At 70.6% G+C, this 24534-nt stretch carries 20 protein-coding genes; 14 read left to right on the top strand and 6 right to left on the bottom strand.

Features of this window, described 5'->3' with window-relative positions:
* Positions 1 to 19: 19 nt before the first annotated feature.
* The 7 genes from tdh (at position 20) to ABD987_RS11300 (ending at position 8627) form a co-directional block, all read left to right on the top strand.
* The gene (tdh, locus tag ABD987_RS11270) at positions 20 to 1048 is read left to right on the top strand and encodes an L-threonine 3-dehydrogenase (RefSeq protein WP_345390276.1); all 1029 of its coding nucleotides are present in this window, start codon (positions 20 to 22) and stop codon (positions 1046 to 1048) included.
* 48 nt (positions 1049 to 1096) lie between these two features.
* Positions 1097 to 2296, top strand: coding sequence for a glycine C-acetyltransferase (locus tag ABD987_RS11275; RefSeq protein WP_345390279.1), 1200 nt, complete (start codon positions 1097 to 1099; stop codon positions 2294 to 2296).
* Between the two features lie 4 nt (positions 2297 to 2300).
* Positions 2301 to 3215, top strand: coding sequence for a LysR family transcriptional regulator (locus tag ABD987_RS11280; RefSeq protein ID WP_345390282.1), 915 nt, complete (start codon positions 2301 to 2303; stop codon positions 3213 to 3215).
* Positions 3216 to 3439: 224 nt separating this feature from the next.
* Positions 3440 to 5446 (top strand): WD40/YVTN/BNR-like repeat-containing protein, encoded by a 2007-nt coding sequence (locus ABD987_RS11285; protein ID WP_345390285.1) that lies wholly within the window; start codon positions 3440 to 3442, stop codon positions 5444 to 5446.
* Between the two features lie 90 nt (positions 5447 to 5536).
* Positions 5537 to 6379: a fructosamine kinase family protein gene (locus tag ABD987_RS11290; protein WP_378213946.1), complete on the top strand. Its 843-nt coding sequence runs from the start codon at positions 5537 to 5539 to the stop codon at positions 6377 to 6379.
* 152 nt (positions 6380 to 6531) lie between these two features.
* Positions 6532 to 6858, top strand: a complete 327-nt coding sequence (locus tag ABD987_RS11295; protein ID WP_345390288.1) for a type VII secretion target — start codon at positions 6532 to 6534, stop codon at positions 6856 to 6858.
* Positions 6858 to 8627, top strand: a complete 1770-nt coding sequence (locus ABD987_RS11300; protein ID WP_345390291.1) for a hypothetical protein — start codon at positions 6858 to 6860, stop codon at positions 8625 to 8627. Before ABD987_RS11295 ends, ABD987_RS11300 begins: the two co-directional genes overlap by 1 nt.
* Positions 8628 to 8633: 6 nt before the next feature.
* On the opposite strand, the gene ABD987_RS11305 is transcribed toward ABD987_RS11300, so the two are convergent.
* Both ABD987_RS11305 and ABD987_RS11310 read right to left on the bottom strand, forming a co-directional pair.
* Positions 8634 to 9503 carry an LLM class flavin-dependent oxidoreductase gene (locus tag ABD987_RS11305; RefSeq protein ID WP_345390294.1) on the bottom strand — a complete coding sequence of 290 codons (870 nt, stop codon included), beginning with the start codon at positions 9501 to 9503 and terminating at the stop codon, positions 8634 to 8636.
* Positions 9504 to 9607: 104 nt separating this feature from the next.
* Positions 9608 to 11077 carry an amino acid permease gene (locus tag ABD987_RS11310; protein ID WP_345390297.1) on the bottom strand — a complete coding sequence of 490 codons (1470 nt, stop codon included), beginning with the start codon at positions 11075 to 11077 and terminating at the stop codon, positions 9608 to 9610.
* Between the two features lie 386 nt (positions 11078 to 11463).
* Here ABD987_RS11310 and ABD987_RS11315 point away from each other — a divergent pair, with 386 nt between their 5' ends.
* On the top strand, positions 11464 to 13119 hold the full coding sequence (locus ABD987_RS11315) for a PucR family transcriptional regulator (protein WP_345390300.1): 1656 nt from the start codon (positions 11464 to 11466) through the stop codon (positions 13117 to 13119).
* A 4-nt stretch (positions 13120 to 13123) separates the two neighbouring features.
* Here ABD987_RS11315 and ABD987_RS11320 read toward each other — a convergent pair whose 3' ends face one another.
* Positions 13124 to 14149: an aldo/keto reductase gene (locus tag ABD987_RS11320; protein WP_345390303.1), complete on the bottom strand. Its 1026-nt coding sequence runs from the start codon at positions 14147 to 14149 to the stop codon at positions 13124 to 13126.
* A 92-nt stretch (positions 14150 to 14241) separates the two neighbouring features.
* The gene (locus ABD987_RS11325; RefSeq protein WP_345390306.1) at positions 14242 to 14850 is read right to left on the bottom strand and encodes a TetR/AcrR family transcriptional regulator; all 609 of its coding nucleotides are present in this window, start codon (positions 14848 to 14850) and stop codon (positions 14242 to 14244) included.
* Positions 14851 to 14946: 96 nt separating this feature from the next.
* Between ABD987_RS11325 and ABD987_RS11330 the strand changes: the two genes are divergently transcribed.
* Positions 14947 to 16530 carry an FAD-dependent monooxygenase gene (locus ABD987_RS11330; RefSeq protein ID WP_345390309.1) on the top strand — a complete coding sequence of 528 codons (1584 nt, stop codon included), beginning with the start codon at positions 14947 to 14949 and terminating at the stop codon, positions 16528 to 16530.
* Positions 16531 to 16536: 6 nt separating this feature from the next.
* Here the strand turns inward: ABD987_RS11330 and ABD987_RS11335 are convergent, their stop codons facing one another.
* Positions 16537 to 18192 carry a sigma-54-dependent Fis family transcriptional regulator gene (locus tag ABD987_RS11335; RefSeq protein WP_345390312.1) on the bottom strand — a complete coding sequence of 552 codons (1656 nt, stop codon included), beginning with the start codon at positions 18190 to 18192 and terminating at the stop codon, positions 16537 to 16539.
* Positions 18193 to 18345: 153 nt separating this feature from the next.
* Here ABD987_RS11335 and ABD987_RS11340 point away from each other — a divergent pair, with 153 nt between their 5' ends.
* The 5 genes from ABD987_RS11340 (at position 18346) to ABD987_RS11360 (ending at position 24042) form a co-directional block, all read left to right on the top strand.
* Positions 18346 to 18972, top strand: coding sequence for a TetR/AcrR family transcriptional regulator (locus tag ABD987_RS11340; protein ID WP_345390315.1), 627 nt, complete (start codon positions 18346 to 18348; stop codon positions 18970 to 18972).
* Positions 18969 to 20627, top strand: coding sequence for an FAD-binding dehydrogenase (locus ABD987_RS11345; protein ID WP_345390318.1), 1659 nt, complete (start codon positions 18969 to 18971; stop codon positions 20625 to 20627). Before ABD987_RS11340 ends, ABD987_RS11345 begins: the two co-directional genes overlap by 4 nt.
* 130 nt (positions 20628 to 20757) lie before the next feature.
* Positions 20758 to 21624 carry an ANTAR domain-containing protein gene (locus tag ABD987_RS11350; RefSeq protein WP_345390320.1) on the top strand — a complete coding sequence of 289 codons (867 nt, stop codon included), beginning with the start codon at positions 20758 to 20760 and terminating at the stop codon, positions 21622 to 21624.
* 37 nt (positions 21625 to 21661) lie between these two features.
* On the top strand, positions 21662 to 22678 hold the full coding sequence (locus ABD987_RS11355) for an alpha/beta fold hydrolase (RefSeq protein ID WP_345390323.1): 1017 nt from the start codon (positions 21662 to 21664) through the stop codon (positions 22676 to 22678).
* 107 nt (positions 22679 to 22785) lie between these two features.
* Positions 22786 to 24042 (top strand): HNH endonuclease, encoded by a 1257-nt coding sequence (locus ABD987_RS11360; RefSeq protein ID WP_345390325.1) that lies wholly within the window; start codon positions 22786 to 22788, stop codon positions 24040 to 24042.
* Positions 24043 to 24089: 47 nt separating this feature from the next.
* Here the strand turns inward: ABD987_RS11360 and ABD987_RS11365 are convergent, their stop codons facing one another.
* A complete protein-coding gene (locus tag ABD987_RS11365; RefSeq protein WP_345390328.1) occupies positions 24090 to 24407 on the bottom strand; it encodes a hypothetical protein in 318 nt (105 codons plus the stop codon).
* Positions 24408 to 24534 lie beyond the last annotated feature (127 nt).

A 24534-nucleotide genomic window follows, 5' to 3' on the forward strand; every position in this document is an offset into this window, starting at 1 on the left:
GCGTACAGGAGGCCCCACGGTGAAAGCACTGGTGAAGGACAAGGCGGAGCCCGGCCTGTGGCTGCGCGACGTGCCCGAACCGGCCGTCGGCCCCGGCGAGGTCCTCGTCCGGGTCCTGCGGACCGGGATCTGCGGCACCGATCTGCACATCCGCAGCTGGGACGGCTGGGCCCAGCAGGCGGTCCGCACCCCGCTGGTCGTCGGGCACGAGTTCGTCGGCGACGTCGTCGAGGTCGGCCGCGACGTCACCGAGATCGCCGTCGGTGACCGGGTCAGCGGCGAGGGCCACCTCGTCTGCGGCAAATGCCGCAACTGCCTGGCCGGGCGGCGGCACCTGTGCCGCGCCACCGTCGGGCTCGGCGTCGGCCGGGACGGCGCCTTCGCCGAGTACCTCGCGCTCCCCGCGTCGAACGTGTGGGTGCACCGCGTCGAGGTCGACGTGGACGTCGCGGCGATCTTCGACCCGTTCGGCAACGCGGTGCACACCGCGCTGTCGTTCCCGCTGGTCGGCGAGGACGTGCTGATCACCGGCGCGGGCCCGATCGGGCTGATGGCCGCGGCCGTCGCCAAGCACGCGGGCGCCCGGCACGTGGTCGTGACCGACGTGAACGAACAGCGGCTCGCGCTGGCCCGCAAGGTCGGCGCCACGGTCGCGCTCAACGTCGCGCACACCTCCATCGAGGACGCGCAGCGCGAACTCGGCCTGCGCGAGGGCTTCGACGTCGGGCTGGAGATGTCCGGCAACCCCGAGGCGCTGCGCGGCATGATCGCCAACCTGACCCACGGCGGAAAGATCGCGATGCTCGGCCTGCCGTCGCAGGAGTTCGCCGTCGACTGGGCCAGGATCGTCATGTCGATGATCACCATCAAGGGCATCTACGGCCGGGAAATGTTCGAAACCTGGTACGCGATGTCGGTACTGCTGGAAGGCGGGCTCGACCTCGCCCCGGTGATCACCGGCCGGTACAGCCATCTCGACTTCGAGGCGGCCTTCGACGACGCGGCGCGCGGCCACGGCGGCAAGGTCATCCTCGACTGGGCCGCCTGACCCGCACCGCCAGCCACCGCCCACCCGCGACCTCCCAAGGAATCCAGCATGTTCGACTCCGTCCGCGAAGACCTGAAGGCCACCCTCGACGAGATCACCGCCGCGGGCCTGCACAAGCCCGAGCGAGTCATCGGCACGCCCCAGTCGGCGACCGTCGAGGTCACCGCGGGCGGCCGCCCCGGCGCCGTGCTGAACTTCTGCGCCAACAACTACCTCGGTCTCGCCGATCACCCTGAGGTCATCGCCGCCGGCCACGCCGCGCTCGACCGCTGGGGCTACGGCATGGCGTCCGTGCGGTTCATCTGCGGCACCCAGGAAGTCCACAAGGAACTGGAAAAGCGGCTTTCGGCCTTCCTCGGCCAGGAGGACACGATCCTCTACTCGTCGTGCTTCGACGCCAACGGCGGCGTCTTCGAAACGCTGCTCGGCGCCGAGGACGCCGTCATCTCCGACGCGCTGAACCACGCGTCGATCATCGACGGGATCCGGCTGTCCAAGGCCTCGCGGTACCGCTACGCCAACCGCGACATGAACGACCTCGAACAGCAGCTCAAGGAGGCGACGGCGGCCGGGGCACGGCGCAAGCTCGTCGTCACCGACGGCGTGTTCTCCATGGACGGCTACGTCGCGCCGCTGCGGGAGATCTGCGACCTCGCCGACCGCTACGACGCGATGGTCATGGTCGACGACTCGCACGCGGTCGGCTTCGTCGGCCCCGGCGGCCGTGGCACGCCCGAGCTGCATGGCGTCATGGACCGCGTCGACATCATCACCGGCACCCTCGGCAAGGCGCTCGGCGGCGCGTCCGGCGGCTACGTCGCCGCGCGCGCCGAGATCGTCGCGCTGCTGCGCCAGCGGTCCCGCCCGTACCTGTTCTCGAACAGCCTCGCCCCGGTGATCGCCGCGGCCTCGCTCACCGTGCTCGACCTGCTGGAGTCCGCGAACGACCTGCGCGAGCGCCTCGCCGCGAACACCGCGCGGTTCCGCTCCGGCATGACCGAGGCGGGCTTCGACATCCTGCCCGGCGACCACGCCATCGTGCCGGTGATGATCGGCGACGCGGGTGAGGCGGGCAGGCTGGCCGAACTGCTGCTGGAGCGCGGCGTCTACGTCATCGGCTTCTCCTACCCCGTGGTGCCGCAGGGCAAGGCCCGCATCCGCGTCCAGCTCTCGGCCGCGCACTCGGCCGAGGACATCGACCGCGCGATCGCCGCGTTCGCCGAGGCCAGGAAGGCCCTGGCAGGATAGCCGGGTGATCGAAGCCCGACGGCTCCAGGCGCTGCAGGCCGTGGCGGACCACCACACGGTGACCGCCGCGGCGGCGGCCCTGTACCTGACCCCCTCCGCCGTGTCCCAGCAGATCGCCGCGCTGGAACAGGAAACGGGGCACAAGGTCCTGGAACGGGACCGGCGTGGCATGCGGCTGACCCCGGTCGGGGAAATCCTGCTCCGGCACGCGCACGTCGTGCTCGCCGAACTGGAGCGCGCCAAGGCGGAGGTCGCCGCGTACACCTCGGGCGAGGCGGGCGAGGTCACCGTCGCGTCGTTCGCCACCGGGATCGCCGTCGTGCTGGCCCCGGCCATCACCGCGCTCGGCGCGAGCGCGCCCGGCATCCGCGTCCGGGTCCGCGACGCGGAGGGCGACGAAAGCCTGCCCATGGTGCTGTCCGGCCGCGCCGACATCGCCGTCGCGGTCGAGTACCGGGGCGCGCCCAGCGCCGACGACCGGCTGCTGCGGGTCCCGCTCTACAACGAGCCGTTCGACGCCGTGCTCCCCCGGCAGCACCGGTTCGCCGACGCGGAGACCGTCCCGGTCGCCGCGCTCGCCGACGATCCGTGGATCGGCCCGTACCCCGGGAACCCCTGTCACGACGTGATGGTGCTGGCCTGCGAGTACGCCGGTTTCGAGCCCCGCCTCGAACACTCCTCCGACGACTTCCGTGCCGTGGTCACCCTCGCCGCGGCCGGGGCGGGCGTGACGCTCGTGCCCCGCTCGGCGCTGCGTGACATGGACCTGTCCCGGGTGGCGGTCCGGCCGGTCGACGACGTCGTCGCGACCCGACGGGTGTTCGCCGCCGTGCGGTGCGGCACCGAGGAGCACCCGCTGCTGCGTCCCGTCCTCGACGCCCTGCGCACCGCCGCCACCGCGCCCGCCGCCGTCGGCTGAGTTCACCGTCCGTGAAGGTCCGTGGGGGCCTCCTTGAGGGACTCTAGGTCCCTCAAGGAGGCCCCCACGGACCGTGCGCTACCGATCACTCGACAGCGTTCCAGAAAGCGCTTCCTCGCTCCGTCCCGGCTTCCTGTTTGGACACTGAAGTCTGTCCGGTTGTCAGCCAAAGATCGGACGAATGCCTCTTTGCGTGGGTCGGCGGACAGGCCAAGATCACCCCCATGAAGCTGAGATCGGCTGTCAGACACACCCTGGTCCTCGGCCTGCTGGCCGTGCTCGGAACCACCGTGACGAGCACCGCCACCGCCACTGCGGATCCCGCCTCCCCACCGAATTCCCAGGTCGATGCCACCGGACGACCCCGGAGCGGCTGGGAAGCCATCGGACCGAACAGCATCGGCGGCATGCTGGGCGTGACCACCTCGCCCACCAGGCTCGCCATGATGGAGCCCGCCCCGCCCATGCTGTGGTTGTCCGATGACCGCGGCGCCTCGTGGAGCGCACGGCGCGAGCTGCCCCAGGACACCGTCATCCAGGCCTTCGTCGTCAACCCCACCGACGACAACCGGATGCTGGCCATCGGCACCAAGCAGGAGGGCCGGGGCGACCAGTGGCGCGGCAAGCTGCTCGCCACCACCGACCGCGGCCGGAGCTGGCAGACGCTGCAGGAGTGGTGGCCGGAGGGCGCGTTCCAGCTCGCCGCCGACCCGAGCGGCCGCACCATCGCGGTCATGCAGATGAACGGCGTCAGCATCAGCACCGACGGCGGCGCGAGCTGGCGTGTCGTGCCGAGGACCTGGCCGCGCGAGGGAATCGCCGCGCCGCTCGGCGACCAGCGCATGACCATGGTCGGCGACGACCTCTACTTCACCACGGTCCACCCGGAGTACTCGCTGTGGGCCGTTCGCGGGATCCACGCCGCGGAGCCGAAGGCCGAGCGGGTCTACCGGGCCGAGGACGAGGTCAACCAGGTGGCCTCCGACGGGCGGCAGCTCGTGGTCACCGTCGGCGCCGAACTGCGTGGTTCGGCCGACGGCGGCAAGACCTGGACCGTGCTGCGCCGCGACCCGGCCGGGCAACGGCTGCGCGAACCGCGCTTCGTCAACGGCAGGCTCTACACCGCCACCTACCAGGACCTCGACGTCAGCACCGACGGCGGCAGGACGTGGGCCCGCAAGCCGGTCCCCTCGCCCGGTGAGGGCGTGACCGACATCGCCGATCTCCCCGCCGGCGCGGGGAAACCGGCGGCCACCCTGATTTCCGCGCTGTACCGCGGTGTCTACACCGACAAGGGCAAGGCGGGCTACGAGCAGATCGGCGTGCCCGGCGAGTCGATGCGCGAGCTGGTGACGACCGGGAGCTTCTGGCAGCCGCAGAGCCTGGTCGCGGCCGGGATGCAGGAGATATACAACACCCCGCTCCCGCGCGGGCGGATCACTCCCTCGACCCGGGTCTGGCAGTCGCACCCCGGCGACCGGCTGCACGAAAACGCGTTCCTGTCCGTGTCTCCGAACCGGCCGGACGTGGTCTGGCAGGTCACCAAGAACGGGTTCAACACCGACGTGCTGCGCAGCGGCGACGGCGGCCGGACCTGGCAGCTGGTCAACCACGGACTGGAGGGCGCCCCGCAGGCGTTCCTGGTGAACCCGGCGGATCCGGACCAGATGCTGATCTCGGCCTTCTCCATGTTCGGGTACGTCACCTATCGCAGCGAGGACGCCGGGAAGCACTGGGAGCGCACCGACGCCCCCGGTTTCCTTACCCTGGCAGGGGATTCGTGGAACCGGAACCGGATCTGGGGCGGTGGCACGGACGGTCTGCACCGGTCCGACGACGGCGGCAAGACGTGGACCCAGGTGTCGGACGAGCCGACCACCTCCCTCGCGGTGAGCCGCTGGGGCGAGGGCCGCGTGCTCGCGGGCGGGGCCGGACTGCGGCTGTCCACCGACAACGGCCGGACCTTCCGCCCGGTGCACGAGGGCGCCGGGAACCCCCGGGAGTTCACCCGGATCCTGGCGCACCCGTTCGACCCCCGGGTGTGGTTCGCGAGCCGGATCGGCGAAGACGGCGTCGGCGTGCTGCGCAGCACCGACTTCGGCCGCACCTGGTCGCCGCTGCCCGGCGCGATGCCTGACTCGCGCGTGGTGTCGCTGGCGATCAGCGCGGACGGCGGGCAGCTGTTCGCCGGCACCTCGCAGTCCGGCGCGTACCGCCTGACGCTTTACTGACCGGCTGACCGGCTGACCGGCTGACCGGCTGACCGCGAGGCCGCGGGCGAACCGCCCGCGGCCTCGCGGTCCCTGAGTAGCATCCCCGGCGTGCACGAAGACGCCGAAGCCGCGGCGACCCGGCTCACCGGCCGCGCGGTAACCCGCACCCGGCACCTGTCCGCTTCACTCACCGAAGCCGAGCTGGACGGCGGCCTCGTCGTGGTGGTGAAGCGCGGGCACGCGCGCGACGCCGTCGCGGCGGAGGCGGCCGGGCTGCGCTGGCTCGCCGAACCCGGTGTCGTGCCCGTCCCGGTGGTCCGGGGTGGCGACGCGCACTGGCTCGTCCTCGACCGGGTCACCGCCGGGAGCCCCGGCCCCGCCGCCGCGGAGGACCTCGGCCGCGGCCTCGCCGCGCTGCACGCCGCGGGAGCGCCCGCGTTCGGCGCCGCCCCGCCCAGCGCGCCCGCCGAGGCGTGGATCGGGCTCGCCCCGATGTCCACCACGACAGGAACCGCTTGGCGTGCCTGGTATGCCGAGCAGCGCGTGCTCCCCTACCTGCGCCGCGCGGTCGACGACGGCGTGCTCGACCACACCGAAGCCGCCGTCGTCGAGCGAGCCTGCGCGCACCTGCCGGACTCGGCCGAGCCGCCCGCCCGGCTGCACGGCGATCTGTGGAACGGCAACGTGCTCTGGGGCACCGACGGCCGCGCCTGGCTGATCGACCCGGCCGCGCATGGCGGTCACCGGGAAACCGATCTGGCCATGCTCGGGCTGTTCGGCTGCCCGCACCTGGACCGGCTGCTCCGCGCCTACGACGAGGCCGCCCCGCTCGCCGAGGGCTGGGCCGAGCGGATCGGCGCGCACCAGCTGTTCCCGCTGCTGGTCCACACTGTCCTTTTCGGACGGTCATACGCCGGGCAGGCGATCGCGGCGGCACGCACGGTTCGCTGAGCGGGCCCCGTCCCTTCCGGACGGACGGCGAGTGGATGAAGCGCGAGTGAACGTTGCCCGGTGGGTCCCGATCCATTGGGTGAAGTGAGCTGATCTTGCTCTCGGTCGTCGGTAGCGTCGGAGGAGTCGCCGGCCGAACGAGGAGGACACGGGTGCCTGACCGGCTCTCGGTGGACATCAGGTATCTCCGGCGGCTGAGCCAGGAGTTCCGGACCGCCGCGGACGAACTGCGGGCGAAGATCCAGCGGTTCCGGGAACAGACCGAAAACACCCACGGCGCCTACGGTGAGACACCGAACGCCGCGCAGGCCGAACGCGAGTACCGGCACACCGTCCAGCAGACACTCGACCATCTCGAAAAGATGCACCAGGACCTCGTGCACAACGCGGAAGCCCTGGAGAAACAGGCGAAGGTCTTTCAGGACACCGACACGGCGAACGCCGACTCGGTGACTTCCGTCCTGCGGGCGGAGTTCTGATGACACAGGACGCGCTGGCGAAGGTCGGCCTCCCGAACCCGGGCGGCGATCCGTCGGCCCTGCACCACAACGCGCTGGGCTGGGCGGAGATCTCGGCCTTCCTGACCGAGCACAGTGCCCGCCTCACCGAGCTCACCGCGGCGGGCACCCGGAACTGGGAGGGCGAGTCCGCGAAGGCCTTCGCCGAACGCGGGGCGGCCCTCGCCCGGAACGCCGCCGCGGCCGCGGAGACCACCGCCGCGGTGGCCGCCAAACAGCAGCAGCACGCGAAAACGCACGAAATGGTCAAACAGATCATCATCGAACTGTGCGTCCAGATCGCCGTCATGCTGGCGTTCTACGCCGCGGCGGCCCTGTTCCCGCCGCTGCTGGCCTGGGCGCAGGCGTGGCTGGCCTACCTGATCGCCACCGGGGTCCGGGTGCTGCGCCTGTTCGCCCAGGCGCTGAACATGCTGGTGCGCTTCCTGGTCCAGGCCAGGGCGTGGGTCAACTCCGTCGCGGAGCTGACGTGGAAGACCTCGAAGTTCGGCCTCGGCTACGGCCGCATGATCACCGAAGGCGTCCGCGACATCGCCATCGACCTCACCGCGAACCTGGTGGCAGCCGGTGTCCAGCACAAGAAGATCGACCCGGCGCGGCTGTTCATCAGCGCCGGGATCAGCGGCGGCATCGGCGGGCTCGTCGGCGGGCTGGAGAAAACCGGTTTCAAGAAGGCCGTGGACGCGGGTGGCAACGTCAGGCGCGGCGCGGACGGCCTGCCCGAGTTCGTCCCGCTCAGCAAGCAGGCCCAGAACCTGGTGAAGAAGATCGGCCCCCGGCCGAGGCCCGCGCCCGCCCCGCCACCGCCCACCCAGTCGGCCGAAGTCCTCGCCAACGCCAAGCACGCGTACGAGAACGCACGGAACCTCGGCCTCAAGGGCACTCCCGGCGAGAACCTCCGGCTCGCCGAAAACCTCGCCACGACGCGAAACCACCACAACGGCGCCCTGACCAGGCAGGCCGAAGCGAACGCGGAGATCCGGCGGCTCGGTGACGACGTGTGGACGCGCGAACAAACCGTGCGGGCCTACCGGAACGCGGTGGATCAGGCCGATCTCCGGGTGCGGTCGGCCGAGACGAGGTTGGGCCTGTACCGGGCGTCCGGGAACCGGACCTGGGTGGACGAGGCCGTCCGCGACGCGGCGGACGCCAGGGCGGAGTTCACCGCGGCGAGCGGCGGCCTGCGTACCGCCGAGAACGCGTTGAGCGGGTCTCGGCGAGACCTCGCCCACGCGGAGCGGAACCTGGCGCGCGCGAACGACGACGTCACCTCGGCCGAGACGGCGCACCGGCTCGCACGGGATCGGGCGAACGCCTGGATCAGGCGCGACGCCACCCGCGACGTCGCGCGGAACCACACCACCTTCGGTGAGAAGTTCCGGTTCGTGCGGCGGAACAACGAGTATCAGGACTCCTTCGGCAGCCCCAAGAAGTGGCAGGAGATCGTCTTCTACGACATGCCCAAGGACGCGGTCAAGGGTGCCGCGAACGGTGCCGCCAAATCCGCCACCGAGGTCGCCAGGGGCAACGGCGACAGCGGCGACATCTGGAAGGGCGCGCTGCTCGGCGGCGCGACGGGAGCGGTACGCGGCGGGGTGAACTCGCTGGGGAACAACCGGCTCTTCCCCGCCGGCGGTATCGAGGAAACGCTGTGGAAGACCGGGAGCAAGACCATGGACGACTACGTGCGCGGCAGGATCAAGGACGCCACCTACGGTCAGGCGCACTGACTACGATCACCCCGCGAATTCGCGGACGATCTCGTCGGCGACCCACCGCACGATGCCCTCGGGATAGGGTGACGGCAGCCCGAGGACGAGGTGACCGAAGCCCGCGTCGAGCGCTTCCCCGATCGCGTCGCGAGTGGCTCCGGGCCGGTCGTAGGAGACGGGCAGGTGGATCGAGCGGGTGATCGAGGCGGGGTCCCGGCCGATCTCGGCGCAGTAGCGGTCCAGCAACGCGCTGCGCCTGCCGGCGTCGTCGATGTCGCCACCGGGGATGTTCCACAGGTCGGCGTGCTCGGCGACCACGCGCAACGTCGAGGCCGCCCGCCCGCCGATCATGATCGGCGGATGGGGGCGCTGGACGGGTTGGGGGCTGCCGAACGCGCCGGTGAGCCGGACATGTTCGCCGTCGAAGTCGAACGGTTCCTCCTCCGTCCACAAGCGACGGATCACCGCGCACGCCTCGGCGAGCGCCCCCACCGCGTGCGCGGCGTCGTGAAAGGGCAGGCCGTGCGCGTCGTACTCGCGCCTGGCCAGCGGATGGCCGGGCCGTGAACCGGCGCCGATACCGAAGTCGAGCCGCCCGCCGGACACGATGTCGACGGTCGTGGCGATCTTGGCCAGCATCGCGGGCGGCCGGAACCGGTTGCTGGTCACCAGGATCCCGAGCCGCAGCCGCTCGGTGTGCGCCGCGAGGGCCGAAAGCAGCGTCCAGCCCTCGAAAACCGGCCCGGCGGGGTCACCGCCGATGGGCATGAGGTGATCGAACAGCCAGGCGTGCCCGATCTCCGGGATCGCGTCGGCCTCCCGCCAGACCCGCAGGATGTCCTCGTAGCCGACCTGCATCGGCGCGGTCATGACCCCGAAACGTGGCTGTGTCACGGAACCGTCGCTCCCTTCCGGAGCTCGCGAACAAACGGAACGTTGCTCCGCCCAATATACGGAGCAACGTTCCGTTTGACAACCCACGAGGGTCCGCGACGGAGTCAGCCCTCCTCAGGCGACTTCTCGGCAGGCGCCTTGGCGAGCAAGGACTTCCTGCGCCCGTAGGCGAAGTAGATCACCAGCCCGACCGCGAACCAGATCCCGAACCGCAGCCAGGTGTGCGGGTCGAGGAAGGTGACCAGCCACAGCGAGAAGGCGATCCCGATGATCGGCACGAACGGCATGCCGGGGCACTTGAAGCCACGCGGCAGGTCCGGCCGCCGGTAGCGCAGGACGATCACCGAGACGCAGACGAGCACGAACGCGAGCAGGATGCCGATGTTGGTCAGCTCGGCGGCTTCCCCGATCGGCAGCAGTCCGGCGATCACCGCGGACGCGCCCCCGAGCAGCCAGGTCATCCGGGTGGGAACCTGGCGACGCGGATGCGTCTTGGCGAACCACTTCGGCAACAGGCCGTCGCGGCTCATGGAGAAGCCGACCCGGGAAGCACCCATCAGGAAGGTGAACAGCACCGTCAGGATCCCCAGAATCGCGCCGATCGCGATCACCGCGCCGAGGAGCGGCAGCCCGACGGAAGCGAACGCACTGGAGAAAGCGCTCTCCGAGTTGATGTCCGAGTACTTCACCATGCCGGTCAGCACCAGGCACGCCAGTACGTAGAGCACCATCGAGATCGCGAGCGAGTACAGGATCGCCTTCGGCATGTGTTTCTGCGAATCCTTCGACTCCTCCGCCGCCGTGCTCATAGCGTCGTAGCCGAACACCGCGAAGAAGACCGTCGCCGCGCCGGTGAACGCGCCGGACATCCCGAAGGGGAAGAACGGGTTGTAGTTGCCGGACTTGATGTGGAAGGCGCCGACGACGATCACCACGAGCACCACGCCGACCTTGAGGTAGACCAGCGCGGTCTCGAACCGCGCCGCGTTCTGCATACCCCGGTTGAGAATCCACGCGATGAGCAGGCACAACAGCACCGCGAACAGGTTGATCTTGTACGACCCCGCCGCGACACCCGCCGGTTCGGTGCCCGGCGCGCCCATCATCCACTGTGGCAGTCCGATGTGGAGGAACCCGAGCAGGTCGTTGAAATAGCCGGAGATGCCGATCGCGACGACGGCGACGATGGCGGTGTACTCCAGCAGGAGATCCCAGCCGATCGCCCAGCCGACGACCTCGCCGAGCACGGCGTAGCCGTAGGTGTAGGCGGAGCCCGCCTTGGGGATCAGCCCCGCGAATTCGGCGTACGAGAAGGCGGCCGCGGCGCTCGCGATACCGGCGATGAGGAAGGAGATCAGGACGGCCGGTCCCGCTTTTCCGTTCGCCACGGCGCCTGCCAGCGAAAAGATTCCGGCGCCGATGATGCCGCCGACGCCGATGGCCGTGAGCTGCCGCAGGCCGAGCGCGGGTTTCAGTGCCTGTTGTCCTCCTTCCGAAGTCCCGATCTGCTCGATGGGTTTGCGGCGGAACACCGAACCCGGCTTCGAGCCTCGGGGCGTCGTGGTGGTGGCCATGTTCTGCTTCCTCACTGCGCTCCATTGCGCGTCATAGTTAGCCCGAACAGTCGTCGGAAAGGTAGGGATCGCAACGCAGGCACCGTTGTCCACCGCATCCGTCGCAGGTCGACAGGACCCGCCCACATGGACAGTGGTGATCCGCGAACCGCAGGCGCGGCAACGCTTCGGCGACGATCCGCTCGGCCGCTTCGGCGATCGCGCCGGTCGCACCGGCACGACCCGGTGTGCCCGAACCGTCACCGTTCAGTAATGGCTGCATTGCCCCGCCTCGCTGGTGTGCGCTGCTTTGCCGAGAACCTTAGGAAGCGCCGACCTGTCGCATCCGGTCCATCTGGCCACTGTTCGCGCGGTAGCATTGTCCGATCGCACACTGATGGAGGGTGATGGATCGCCACGCAGCCCGGCCAGGGACCGCGAGTCTTCGCCAGCTGCTGGTGGCGCTCGGCACGCCGCTCGCCGATCTGGTCGCCGCACCGGACGGCCTCGACGTCGAGGTCAACGACGTCGTCATTCTCGACCCGGACGACAAACCCGACTCCTACGCCGGCGATCTCGTGCTGGTCATCGGTTCGCGTGGCCGGGCCGCCGCCCGGCTGGTCCGGGCCGCCGCCCGCCGGGGAGCTTCCGTGGTGGCCGTGAAGGTGCCGAGCGCCGACGCGATCGACGATCTGCGGGCGGCCGCCGGCGAGGCCCGCGTCGCCGTGCTCGCGGTCCGGCCCGAAGTGCGCTGGGACCAGCTGGACTCGCTCGCGCGCAGCGCGGTGGCCGACGCCAAGGCCACGTCACTGGCCGACACCGACGACTCCGACGACCTGTTCTCCTTGGCACAGACCATCGCCGCGCTCACCGGCGGCAGCGTGAGCATCGAGGACAGCGCGAACCGCGTGCTGGCCTACTCACGCTCGGACGACGACGTCGACGAACTACGCAGACTGTCCATTCTGGGCCGTGAGGGGCCCGCCGCCTACCTCGCGATGTTGCGCGAGTGGGGTGTCTTCGACCGGCTGAGCGCCGGGGACGACGTCGTGCACGTCGACGAACGGCCGGAACTGGGAGTCCGCCGCCGGATCGCGGTCGGCATCCGCGCCGACGCCGAACTGCTCGGCTCGATCTGGGTCCAGGAGGGCACCACCACACTCACCGAGCAGTCCGACGGCGCGCTGCTCGGCGCCGCCAGGGTCGCCGCCCTGCACCTGGTACGCCGGCGGACCGGCATCGCCACCGAGGCGCGGTTCCACGACGACCTCCTGAACGGCATGCTCGAAAACCGCATCGACGCGCCCACGGTGGCGGCCCACATCGGCGCCGACGCCACGAAACCCGCCGTGGTCCTCGTGTTCGCCGAATACAGTGCCGAGCCGACGTCCGAATCCGACCGGCCCGCCCGTGAGCTCCGCAGCGCCGCCATCACCAATCTCATCGCCGTGCACGCCGCCGCCTATCGCCGGACCGCGCTGGCGACCACGATCGGCTCCCGGGTGTACGTGCTGCTGCCCGATCTGCCCGCCGACGGCGGCGACACCCTCGCACTCGGGCTGGCAAGGGAAATCATCGCCGCCGCGGGCAAACGCCTCCGCCGCACCGTTCGCGCGGCCGTCGGCTCCATTGTGGACGGTCTGGGCTCGGTCGCCGAATCACGCCACGGCGCCGACCGGGTCATGAACGTCATGGCGCACAAGACCATCGACGTGGCGACCATGTCCGAGGTCCGGTCCGAGGTCCTGGTCTCCGAAACCCTCACCATGATCGCCGAGAATCCCCATCTCCGGGACCCGAGGGTGACCATGCTCGTGGCCCACGACCGGGAACACGGCTCCGAGCTCGTCCCCTCCGTCGTCGCCTACCTGGACCTGCTCGGCGACATCCGCACCGCCGCGCGGCGTCTGCACATTCATTCCAACACCCTGCGCCAGCGGCTCAAGCGGGCCACCGCGATCAGCGGCCTGGATCTCACGGACTCCCACCAGTCCCTGTTCACCCATCTTCAGCTCCTGCTCGCGACGAGCCCGCGGTCCCCGGAATCCGGCCGCCCCTCCTGACGCTTCAGGCGGCGCGGCGCCGCCGGGACGGATCGAGCAGCGACGGCGGGGTGTCGAGCTTCTCGTGCGCCGCCAGGTCGACACCGGGGGCGACGATCCTGTCGATCTCGTCGAGGACGTCGGCGGGGAGCACGGTGTCCGCCGCGGCGAGCTGCGTCCGCAGGTGTTCCTGCGTACGGGGACCGATCAGCGCGCTGGTCACGGCGGGATGCGCGGTGACGAACCCGAGCGCGAGCTGGATCATCGTCAGCCCGGCGCCGTCGGCGAGGACGGCCAGCCGTTCGACCGCGTCGAGCCGGGCACGGTTGGCGGGGATGGTGGTGTCGAAGCGCTGCGGCATGAACTTCGCGCGGTTGGTGGTGACCTCGCGCCCTTCGCGGACCGCGCCCGAGAGCCAGCCCGAAGCCAGCGGGCTCCACACCAGCACCCCGAGCCCGTACTGCTCGGTCACCGGCAGCACGTGGGTCTCGACGCCACGTTGCAGTATCGAGTAGCTGGGCTGCTCGGTGACGTACCGGCCGAGGTGGTGTTCGCGAGCGGCCCACTGGGCCTGCACGATGCGGTACGCGGGGAAGGTCGACGAGCCGAAGTAGCGGATCTTCCCGGCACGCCGCAGGTCGGTCAGCGCGGACAGCGTCTCCTCGTCGCCGGTCTCCGGGTCCCAGCGGTGGAGCTGGTAGAGATCGACGTGGTCGACGCCGAGCCGCCGCAGGCTGTTGTCCAGCTCGGTGACCAGCCAGCGACGCGAGCCGCCGCGGTGGTTGCGCTCCTCGCCCATGGGCATCCCGGCCTTCGTGGCGAGCACGACGTCGTCGCGGCGACCGGCGATGGCCTTGCCGACCAGTTCCTCCGACTCGCCGTCGCTGTACATGTCGGCGGTGTCGACGAGGTTGATCCCGCCGTCGAGCGCGGCGTCGACCATGGCGGTGACCTCCTCCTGGGAGGTACCCCCGATCCGGCCGAAGTTCATCGCGCCCAGCGCGAGGGAGCTGACCCGGACACCGGTGTGCCCCAAGATGCGGTACTGCATGGCCGTTGGCCTCCATGACATCGCAAATAAACGGAACGTTGCTCCGAAAACTATACGGAGCACTGTTCCGCTTGGCAACCGAGGCTGCGACCCTATCCCCCGATACCGCGCTCGACGGCGTCGAACGCCCGCTCCACCCGCCGGACATGCGATTCGGCCAGTTCCCCGAGGTCGTCTCCGGCGAGACGACGCCGGACCGTCTCGACGGCGACCGTCCGGTACGCGGCCACGAGCAGGGCGGCGGCCAGCCCGCCGTCACCGGAGAACCTCGCGTCCGCGTCGAGTTCGGCGGCCAGCTCGGCCTCGATCTCGTACCCGAACACGCGGAGCCGCGCGATCAACGCGGGCGAAGCGGCGACGGTCCGCATGATCGGCTCGATGTCCCCGCCCAGCCCGGAAAGCACGTGCCGCTCCCGCGCCAGCGCGAGCACGGCCCAGCGAAGCGCCTCGACGACCCCGACGTCGTCCGCCCGCTCGCGGACCGCGGCCCGGACCACCTCGACGGCGCCAGGGAGCCGGTCGAGCAGCAGGTCCTCCTTCCGCTCGAAGTGCGCGAACACCGTCACCTTGGACACCCCGGCGGCCGCGGCGACCTCGGCGATCGTGACGTCGTCGAAGCCACGCTCCAGGAACAGCTCACTCGCGACGGCGGCGATGCGCTCCCGTGTCTTCGTCCCGCCCCGATCTCCTCGATTGGGCATGTGGCAGCCCCTTCCCTCCGCGTGCTAGCTTTACTCGGTAAACTTACTCGGTAAATCTACCGAGTAAGGTCTTCCGACAAGAGTAAGGGGTACGCCATGCGGCGAACCGAAGTGATCGTGGCCGGAGCCGGGCCCACCGGGCTGTTGCTCGCCGGTGAACTGGCGATCCAGGGTGTGCGGGTGACCGTCCTGGAACGTCTCCACGAGCCGGACGCGACCATCAAGTCCGGCTCGATCAACGTCGCCAGCGCCGAGATCCTCGACCGCCGCGGCCTGCTGCCCGCGGCCGAGGAGGCGCACCGGCGCCGCTTCGCGGCCGTCAAGGCGCTGACCAGCGGCCAGGCGGACCGCACGGTGCGCGAGCTGGTGGGCGCGGGTGCGCGGGAGGCCCGGCGGTTCCCGGTGATGGGGCACTTCGCGGGAATGCTGTTCCGGAACGACCTGGTCGACCAGGACGACCCGGTGCTGGCCGCGCACACGGCGGTGGCGAACGGCGTCGCGGTGCCGCAGTACGAGCTCGAAGTGCTGCTCGCGGAGCACTGCGCCCGGCACGACGTGGAAATCCGCCGCGGCGTCGAGGTCCACGGGGTCCGCGGCACGACCGGGGACCGCACCGACGACGCCGAAGTCGTCGTCGAGACCAGCGCGGGCGAGTTCGCCGCGGACTGGGTCGTCGCGGCCGACGGCGGGCGGAGCGTGCTCCGCAAGCAGCTCGGCGTCGAGTTCGTCGGCACCGCCCCGGAACTGGTGGGCTACCAGGCGATCGCCGACTTCGACGATCCCGGCGAGCTGCGCCGGGGCTGGACGTGGACGCCGGGCGGGGTCTACGCCTACGGGCCGATCCCCGGCCGCATCCTCGTCGCGCGGTTCGGGCCGCAGCCCGAGGACCGCGACGCGCCCGTCACCGTCGGCGAACTGCAGGACGCGGTGCGCGAGGTCACCGGTGTCCCGGTGACCATCACGGGTGTGCGGGGCCGGGTGACCCGCTGGTCGGACAACGCGCGTATGGCGAAGTCCTACCGGCACGGCCGGGTGCTCTTCGCGGGCGACGCCGCGCACGTGCACTCGCCGTTCAGCGCGCAGGGCCTGAACCTCGGTTTCGGCGACGCGGTGAACCTCGGCTGGAAGCTGGCCGCGACCATCCGGGGCTGGGCACCGGCGGGCCTGCTCGACACCTACGAAACCGAACGTCAGCGGACCGCCGCGTGGGTACTGGACTGGACGCGGGCGCAGGTCGCCCTGCTGCGTGGCGACGAGCGCACCGCGCAACTGCGGAAGGTCGTCGGGGACGTGCTGTGCACCGTGCCGGGCGCGACCAACCGCATGCTCGCGCTCTCCTCCGGGATCATGCAGCACTACGACGTCTCCGAGGACGCCGACGGCCCGGTCGGATCGATCGCCGGGGACGTCGAACTCGCCTCCGGGAAGCGGCTCGCCGACCACGCCCACGACGGCCGCTTCGTGCTCGTCGACCGTTCGCCGGACGGCCGTTTCGCCGAAGCGGCGCGGGAACTGGGACATCGGATCGCCCACGTCCCGGATCCTGCCTCCGACACGTCGCTGCCGAGCCTGCTGGTACGTCCGGACGGGATCATCGTCTGGGCGGACGCGGGGCCTTCCGGTGACGCCCGGCGAAAGCTGCTCGACACCGCGATCGAACGCTGGGCGGGTACCCGATGAGCGACGTCAGCCGGTGACGCCCAGCGCCCGCATCCGGCTGTACAGCGTGGTACGGCTGATGCCAAGGCGCGCGGCCGCGTGCACCTTGTTGCCCGCGGTACCCCGCAGCGCCGCCACGATGGCGGCGCGTTCGGCTCGCTCGCGTCCGCCCATCCTGGCCGTTCTCGGCGCGACGCGGTACTCCGGGGGCAGATCGGACACCACGACGTCGCCGGTGCCGCGCCGCGCGGTCACCCGCCGCAGCACCACTTCCAGTTCGCGGAGGTTCGCCGGCCACGGCTGCGCGGCCAGCGCCTCGACCACGCTCGGGGTGAACCGCGGCGGGGAGTCCGGCCGGATCGTGGCGAGAAGTTCCTTGATCAGCAAGGGAAGTTCGTCGACCCTGGCACGCAGCGCGGGGAGTTCGAGACCGGCGCGGCAGGTCGCGGCCAGCACCGCCGTGGCGGCACCCGCGCGGGCCCCGGCCGGTCCGGTGAGGACGGTCGGGCGGGGCCCGCGCGCCTCGACCGTCTTCGCCAGCAGCGCGCGCAGGCGCTCGGGCAGCAACTGGATCTCCTCGACCACGAGGACGTCGTCGCCCGCCGCGTACTCCGCCAGCCGCCGGGCCCACGCCCGCTCGCCGAGCGCGGGCAGGTCGGTCGCGTCGAGCACCCGGCTCGCCCGGCCGCCGGCGACCACCCGCGCCGCCCAGGTCCGCCCCGATCCCGGTTCCCCGCCGATCAGCACCGGGCCGTCGACCTCGCGGAGCGCGTTCAGCTCACGCCGGAGGTCGGACTCGTACGAGACCGCCGCGGATTCGGTGTGCGACAACGGTTCCAGGTGCAGCACGGTGCCGTTCGCGCCGGGGACGCGCTCGGCGAAGACCGCCACCTCGGCGCCCGAGTTCAGCACCATCCGCCGGGTCCAGCGGTCCCTGGCGAGCCCGTCCATCGCGAGGGCGCGCAGCGTCCCGTGATCGGCCGCGTCCAGCAGGTCCGCCGCGGCCTTGTTGGTCAGCACCACCTCGTCGCCGAAGACCACCACGGGCCGCGCGCGCTGGTGCGCCGCGGCCTGGAACGCGTGCAGCAGCCGGCGTTCGGACAGCCGGGCGCCCTCCAGCAGCCGCAGTTCGATGTCCTGGACCGCGCGGACCAGGAACGGCGCCAGCATCGGGTTGGCGTCCCTGGTGATCCCGGTGATGTCGAGGACGCCTTCGAGACGGCGGGTGACCGGATGGAAGATCGGATGGCCGTAGCAGCTGAACGCCCGCAACGATTCGACGTAGTGCTCGTCGCCGTGCACCACCATGCCACGCCGCACCTCGAGCGGGGTGCCGAGCCCGTTCGTGCCCGCCGACTCCTCCGCGAACCCCTTGCCCGGCACCGCGCCGACGCCGTCGAGCGCGCGTTCCACGAGCGGGGCGTCACACCAGCGGTCGACGATCCGGGCGTCGCCGTTCCCGAGCAGGGTGCAGAACCGCGTGCCGCGCAGCTGCCCCGCCATCTCGTCCAGCACCGGCCGGGCGGCGACCAGCAGCCTGCTGGCCCGGTCGATCTCCGTCACCGCCAGTTCGTCCAGCGCCGTGTCCGGCTCGACACCGCCGAGTCGCGCGCGGCGCCACGACAGCTCGATCTCGGCGCGCGGCGAGCTCGCTCCCCCTGGCAGGCACTCGGGCACGTCCACGCCATCTCCTCGCTGTCGCCCCATCGCGACCGCGGGTCAGGGTAATAACACCGGGCGCCGTTCGGGGAGGTCACGGCAGAGGGAGTACTCGATTCACTCGAACGAGTCACAGGTTCGATGCATTCGCGTATCCGATACGGTACTGTATCGAAAATGGAGACCGGTAAGCGCGTGACGAAGCGGCGGGCCGAGACCCGGCAGCGCCTGCTGGAGGCCGCGCTGGCCGTGTTCGCCGAGGAGGGCTTCGGCCGGTCCACCGTCGAGCAGGTGTGCGATCGCGCCGGGTACACGCGTGGCGCGTTCTACTCCAACTTCGCCTCGCTGGACGAGCTGTTCCTGGCCATGTGGGAGCGGCGGTCGGCGGAACTGGTCACCGGGATGCGGACGACGTTCGACGGGCTCGCGGACACCGAACTGGCGGACGTCCGGTCCGTGGTCGAGCGGCTGCTCCCGGCCATCCCGCTCGACGACGTCTGGTACCGCGTGAGCGCCGAGTTCACCGCGCACGCCCTGCGCAACCCGGGCCTGCGCCGCGTGCTGACCGCCCGCGAGGAGACGATCGCCGACGCGGCGGTCCCGTACCTGGTGGCGCTGCTCGGCCGGATCGGGCGCGCCGTCCCGGATCCGGCGGCGCTGGGCCAGGCCCTGATCGCCGTCCACGACGGCACCGCGACCCAGTGCCTGCTGGAACCGGACAACCCGACCGTGTGGCACCGCCGGACGGACCTCGCCGTCCGGGTGGTGACGGCCTACAGCACCGAAACCGGAGGAAAGCCATGAGTTTCGAACCCGACGTCATCGTGGTCGGCGCGGGGCTGGCCGGGCTCGTCGCGACCCGCGAACTGGTCGAAGCGGGCCGCCGCGTGCTGATCGTCGAGCAGGAGAACCGCGCGAACCTCGGCGGCCAGGCGTTCTGGTCACTGGGTGGTCTGTTCTTTGTGGACAGTCCGGAGCAGCGACGCCTCGGGATCAAGGACTCCTACGAGCTGGCGCTACAGGACTGGCTGGACTCGGCCGGATTCGACCGCGAGCGCGAGGATCACTGGGCACGGCAGTGGGCGCGGGCCTACGTCCGGTTCGCCGCCACGGAGAAACGCGGCTACCTGCACGACCTCGGGCTGCGGCTGACCCCCTTGGTCGGCTGGGCCGAACGCGGCGGCAGCGCCGACGGCCACGGCAACTCGGTACCGCGGTTCCACCTCACCTGGGGCACCGGTCCCGAGGTGGTCCGGGTGTTCGCCGAACCGGTGCTCGAGGGTGAGCGGCGCGGCCTGGTGCGGTTCGCGTTCCGGCACCAGGTCGACGAGCTGATCACCGACGGCGAGGCGGTGACCGGCGTGCGCGGCACCGTGCTGGCGCCGACGGATCTCCCGCGTGGCAAGGCTTCCCCACGCGAGGCCGTCGGCGAGTTCGAGTTCCGCGCGCGGGCGGTGCTCGTGGCCTCCGGCGGCATCGGCCACAACCACGACCTCATCCGGCGCAACTGGCCCGCCGAACGGCTGGGTCCCTGCCCCGCCACCATGATCTCCGGCGTACCGGCCCATGTGGACGGTCGGATGATCGCGATCACCGAGGCCGCGGGCGGCGCCGTCGTCAACCGCGACCGGATGTGGCACTACACCGAAGGCGTGCACAACTGGGACCCGATCTGGCCGGACCACGCCATCCGGATCATTCCCGGCCCGTCGTCGCTGTGGTTCGACGCGCGCGGGCGGCGGCTGCCCGCGCCGAACTTCCCCGGATTCGACACCAACGCGACGATGAAGGCCGTCCTCGCCACCGGGCACGACTACTCCTGGTACGTGCTCACGCAGACGATCCTGGAGAAGGAGTTCATGCTGTCGGGGTCGGAACAGAACCCGGACATCACCGGCAAGGACGTCAAACGAGTGCTGGCCGGGCGTGTCGGCAAGGGCGCGCCGGGGCCGGTCGACGCGTTCAAGCGGCACGGCGTGGACTTCGTCGTCGCGGATTCCCTTCCCGGACTCGTGGCCGGGATGAACAAACTCTCTCGAGGCCCGGTGCTGGACGCCGCCGAGCTGGAACGCCAGATCGTCGCGCGCGATCGTGAAGTCGGCAACGCGTACTCGAAGGACCTGCAGCTGATGGCCGTCGGCAACGCGCGCCGCTACGTCGGGGACCGGGTCGCCCGGGTCGCGAAACCGCACCGTCTGCTCGATCCCGCGCACGGCCCGCTGATCGCGGTGCGGCTGAACGTGCTCACCCGCAAGACGCTCGGCGGGGTGCAGACCGACCTCGACTCCCAGGTACGCCGGCCGGACGGGGCCCCGGTGCCCGGGCTGTACGCCGCCGGTGAGGTCGCCGGGTTCGGCGGAGGCGGCGTACACGGCTACAACGCGCTGGAAGGCACGTTCCTCGGCGGCTGCGTCTTCTCCGGCCGGGCCGCCGGGCGCGCGCTGGCCGGAAAGAGGTGAAGGACACCGGCAGGTTGGAGCGGCCACCGATCTGTGCCAGGGTATGGGGTATCGCGATGTCATCACCGCCATCACCCGGATGACAAGGCAGCACGTCATACCGAACGGGGGATGGGATCGGACGCAGGACATGCATCCCACCAAGATGGTCGCGACGCCGCTGACGGCGTTGCTGGACAATGTGCTCGCCGGGGTGAGACGTGACGTACCCGGCGAAATCGGCACCGCGGTCAGCATCGCCCACCCGGCGTCCCGCCTCGGCGGCGGCAGGCTGCGGGTGCTGACCGCGACGGGTGTCGGGCAGGTCCTCACCCCGATCACCACCGGGCACCTGTGGGGCCCGTCGTTGCTGGTCGCCGCCGGTGAGGAACCCGTCATCTCCGCCGACCTGTGGCACGACCTCCGCTGGCCGCACCTGACCCCGGACACCGTGTGCGCCCAGGCCCCCACCGAATACCACGACGCGATCTCCCGGGTCCGCGGCGTGGCGGCGGTGCCGGGTGTCTGGGACGACAACGGCGTCGTCGTGCTCTCGGTCTACCTGGAAAGCGCGGCCGACGAGCACACCCTCGGCGTGCTTGCCCGGCACGAACGCCTGGTGGCCAGCGCGGTCACGGTCGCCGACATCGCCAGCCGCAGCGTCGAGGACGCCGAACGGGTCCTCGACGCACTGGCCTCGCGGGCCATCATCGAACAGGCCAAGGGCGCGCTCATGACGTTGCTGCGCTGTGCCGCGGACGAGGCGTGGGCCGTGCTGCGGCGAGCCAGCCAGCAGTTCAACGTCAAGCTGCGCGAACTGGCGCTCGCGCTGGTCGAGCACATCGGCCAGGCACCGGCCGAGCAGCCCGGCGACACCGAACGCCACGTCGTCGCGAGCCCGGAGGCACGCCACGCCGCCACCCTGGTGTGGCAGGCACTGAGCGGTCCATCCCGCGCGCTGCCCGTCACGCAGGAGGAGCGCTCCCACGCCGCGCAGCGCGACGTCGAGTTCTCCTGAAGCAAAAATCCTTACCGCACAAGGCTTCCGGAGCCGTGTGTACCGGACCGGGGTAGGGACGGCTCCACCACCGGCCGACCGGGCAGCACCACTGAGTTTTCCCGACCGCGACCCTAGAGTCGCCGCCATGACCAGGAATTCAACGTTCCCTCGGCGCTTTCGCCGTGCTGGCGCGGCTTTCACCGCCGGCGCGGTTCTCGTCGGCACGCTCGCCGCCTGCGCATCGCCTGCCGCTCAATCGCCCGCCGCTCCGTCGCCGACATCGGTGCCGGTGACGACGGCTTCGCCACCCACCGATCCCACGGTGCGGAAGGTCACCAACCACGGCCACGAGCTCGCGTTCCACGTCACGCCCGGCCGGCTGCCCGCGATCGTGCTCGACGCCGGTGGTGGCGCCGACTCCTCCTACTGGAAGGACCTGGTACCCCGGCTGGCCAGGGACACCGGTTCGGAGATCATCACCTATGACCGCGCCGGTACGGGAGCCAGCGACGAGGTTCCCGGACCGTGGAAGGTGCAGGACGCGGTGTCGGATCTGGAAGCCGGTCTCACACAGTTGGGCGCCACCAAGGATGTCATGCTGGTGTCGCACTCTCTCGCCGGTGAGATCGCCACCTACTTCGCGAACAGGAATCCGCGGTGGGTCACCGGCGCGGTGCTGGTCGACGCCAGCCTGCCCACCTTCTACACCGACGGTGAAGTGGCCAGGATCGAGGCCGTGAACGCCAAGCAGATCGAGGAGCTGAAGAAGCAGCCCTCCACGAAGCAGAACCGCCAACTGCTCGCGGTGGCCGAAGGCTACGGCGACCTGCATCGCGCCTATCACAAGATCTCCTGGCCGGAAAGCGTACCGGCAACGGTGATCGTGTCGGCGAAGACGCCCTTCGACACCCCGGACGACGCCCAGGCCTGGCGCGACGCCCAGGCGCGGTTCGCCGCGTCCGCCCCGAACCGCGAACTCGCCGTCGCCGGAAACAGTTCACACGAGATCCCGGTCGACCGCCCGGACGTCGTGCTCAAGGCAGTCGTCGACATGGCGAAGAAACTCGGCTGAAAGCCGGAGAATCCGCAGATAGTCCTGTGTCGCAAGGAAAATCCGGGGCAGAGAGGTTCACCCGATCGATAGCACATGTGTTCGATCGGGCGGCGTAGGGTGGAGGTATGGCAGGCCAGTGCAGTACCTCCGCATCGCGCACCGAGTGGTGGCGCGAGGATGCCGACTGCCTGCTGTCCGAACTCGTCCGCACCGAACGCGCACAGCGACGTTTGGCGGCGCGGCAAGGGGAAATCCTGGCCGAACTGGAACGACGGGGTGTTCGGGAGGTCACGGGGTATGGGAGTCTGGCGCGGTTGTTGTGTGAAACCCTGCACCTTCCGTTCTCCGAAGCGAAAACGCGTGCGGCACGGGCGGTGGCGTTGAACGGCACCCAGGATCTGACGACCGGCGAGCAACCGCCGATCGCGCCCGCGACCGCGCTCGCGGCGGTGGAGGGTGCGGTCGGGGCGGCACAGATCGACAAGATCCTCAGTGTTCTCGGGAAACTCCCGAAGACGCTGCCGGTGGATGAGCGGGAGCAGGCTGAGAAGATCCTCGCCGAACTGGCCCGTGCGGCTGGGCCTAGGGAGATCGACAAGGCCGGAGCCCGGTTGCTGGCCCAGCTCGATCCGGACGGGCCGGAGCCGAAGAACCCGGACCCGGAACCCTTCCGGCCCGAGTTCTCCATCGCCCCACACCGCGACGGCGGGCACCAGATCAAAGCCCGCGTCGACGACGAAACCTCCGCACGCCTCCAGGCAATGCTCAATCCCCTGGCGAAACCCCGCCCCGCCACCGAAGCCGAAGGCCGCGACACCCGCTCACCCTGGGAACGACGCGGGCACGCCTTCTCCGAACTGGTGCGGATGTGGGCCGAGCTTCCGGAGTTGCCGACGCAGGCCGGGGAAGCCACCCACATCGTGGTCACCGTCGGGCTGGAGGAACTACGCACCGGCATCGGACAGGCCACCCTCGACCCCCACGGCGAGATCACCGCCGCCCAAGCCCGACAGCTGGCCTGCGACGCCAAAATCATCCCCATGGTGCTGGGCAGCCACAGTGAACCTCTTGATGTCGGACGCGCCCACCGACTCGCCACCCCCGCCATCCGCCGCGCCCTCATCCACCGCGACCGCGGATGTGCGTTCCCGGGCTGCGAAGCACCCGCCTCCCAATGCACCGCGCACCACATCGTCTACTGGGCACACCACGGCGAGACCAAAGTGGACAATACCGTGCTCCTATGTTCCATACACCACAAGGTCATCCACCGATCCGAATGGGAAGTCCGCATCGCCAACGACGGACTCCCCGAATTCCTGCCACCCGCCTGGCTCGACCCCACCCGCACGCCTCGACGCAACACCATCCACCGAACCTGAGCCCACGGGTCCACCCGCGAACCGCCGAACGCCCGCGTCCGGCGCCGCTAGGGAAGCGGCGTCATGCGGTCGGGCATGTGCGCGCACAGGTCGTTGCCCAGCGCACGCAGATCCTGTTCCCGCAGATACGTTCCGGCACAGGCGTCGGCCAGCACCGCGCACGGCCCGGAGTCCTCGGCGTGTTCGGTGAACGGCACGACCGCGACGTCACCGGCCACCGACCGGACCTGCCCCGCCCGGATCGCGGTGATCAGATCACCGGCCTGCGCGTAACTCAGCCGGACCGACCGCCGTGGCACCCCGTATGCGGGCACCAGCAACCGCAGACCACCTGCCGTGCGCCGTACATCTATCCGCGCGGACATCAAGATTCCTTCCCCGACAAGGACTTCCAAACGTCTACAATCGCCTGGCCGCGCGGACAGCTCAACCTTGCCACGGCCACAATCACCCAGTAGCCCGGCCGACACCACACCAAGAACGGGCACAGCG

This window comes from Amycolatopsis samaneae, assembly GCF_039541975.1.
GTDB lineage: Bacteria > Actinomycetota > Actinomycetes > Mycobacteriales > Pseudonocardiaceae > Amycolatopsis > Amycolatopsis samaneae.

Coding starts and splice junctions, on each gene's coding strand:
- ABD987_RS11275 (WP_345390279.1), top strand. CDS start 1,097: ATGTTCGACTCCGTCCGCGAAGACCTGAAGGCCACCCTCGACGAGATC.
- ABD987_RS11285 (WP_345390285.1), top strand. CDS start 3,440: ATGAAGCTGAGATCGGCTGTCAGACACACCCTGGTCCTCGGCCTGCTG.
- ABD987_RS11300 (WP_345390291.1), top strand. CDS start 6,858: ATGACACAGGACGCGCTGGCGAAGGTCGGCCTCCCGAACCCGGGCGGC.
- ABD987_RS11310 (WP_345390297.1), bottom strand. CDS start 11,077: ATGGCCACCACCACGACGCCCCGAGGCTCGAAGCCGGGTTCGGTGTTC.
- ABD987_RS11315 (WP_345390300.1), top strand. CDS start 11,464: ATGGATCGCCACGCAGCCCGGCCAGGGACCGCGAGTCTTCGCCAGCTG.
- ABD987_RS11320 (WP_345390303.1), bottom strand. CDS start 14,149: ATGCAGTACCGCATCTTGGGGCACACCGGTGTCCGGGTCAGCTCCCTC.
- ABD987_RS11325 (WP_345390306.1), bottom strand. CDS start 14,850: ATGCCCAATCGAGGAGATCGGGGCGGGACGAAGACACGGGAGCGCATC.
- ABD987_RS11330 (WP_345390309.1), top strand. CDS start 14,947: ATGCGGCGAACCGAAGTGATCGTGGCCGGAGCCGGGCCCACCGGGCTG.
- ABD987_RS11340 (WP_345390315.1), top strand. CDS start 18,346: ATGGAGACCGGTAAGCGCGTGACGAAGCGGCGGGCCGAGACCCGGCAG.
- ABD987_RS11345 (WP_345390318.1), top strand. CDS start 18,969: ATGAGTTTCGAACCCGACGTCATCGTGGTCGGCGCGGGGCTGGCCGGG.
- ABD987_RS11350 (WP_345390320.1), top strand. CDS start 20,758: ATGCATCCCACCAAGATGGTCGCGACGCCGCTGACGGCGTTGCTGGAC.
- ABD987_RS11360 (WP_345390325.1), top strand. CDS start 22,786: ATGGCAGGCCAGTGCAGTACCTCCGCATCGCGCACCGAGTGGTGGCGC.
- ABD987_RS11365 (WP_345390328.1), bottom strand. CDS start 24,407: ATGTCCGCGCGGATAGATGTACGGCGCACGGCAGGTGGTCTGCGGTTG.